Source organism: Rhizobium sp. FKY42 (assembly GCF_005222835.1).
GTDB lineage: Bacteria > Pseudomonadota > Alphaproteobacteria > Rhizobiales > Rhizobiaceae > Neorhizobium.
Genome location: NZ_STGA01000067.1, coordinates 1,043 through 1,696, shown reverse-complemented (window position 1 = coordinate 1,696; position 654 = coordinate 1,043). Strand labels below are relative to the sequence as shown.

Below are 654 nucleotides of genomic sequence, written 5' to 3'. Positions count from 1 at the left end.
CAACGACACCATCACTGAGGACAGCTGGAACGGCTATAACGACAAGCTGGTCTTCACCAATATCAATCCGGCCGACATTACCTTGTTCCGAAACGGAAATGACGTGACGATCGCGGTTGCTGAAAGCATTCCAGGCGCAGGAGATGCCGAGTCAGTCCTGCTCAAAGCCAGCTTGGATACCAATAACGGCCAAGGCATAGAAAGCATCGTCTTTGCCGATGGGACTACGTGGGGCCGCGCGTCTATGAATGCCAACGTTGACTTTGTGGGTGGTACTAACGGCGATGATGCGATCACCGGAACGTCAGGTAGTGACACCATATTGGCAGGATTGGGCAACGACACCATCACAACGGGGGCCGGAAACGACATCATCGTCTTCAAGCCCAACTTCGGGATAGACACGATTACCGACTTCCAGGCGGGAGCGGGATCGGTCGATGTGATCGAATTCGACAATAGCCTCTTTGCCGATTTCGAAGACGTTCTGGCTGCCGCCGCTCAGGTCGGTAATGACACGGTCATCACGCATGATGCAGGAAACACGATCACGTTGAAGAACGTGGTCTTGGCAAACCTGCACCAGGACGACTTCAGGTTTGTAGCGTAAGGTTCGAATATTGGTGAAAACCTCTAACGGTGAAGCGCGGCGAT

The 654-nt window shown here is 53.4% G+C and carries 1 protein-coding gene; it reads left to right on the top strand.

From position 1 onward, the window contains the following. Positions 1–610: calcium-binding protein (locus tag E8M78_RS23645; protein WP_281405082.1), on the top strand; the 610-nt coding region annotated here is incomplete at its 5' end. Between the last annotated feature and the right edge of the window lie 44 nt (positions 611–654).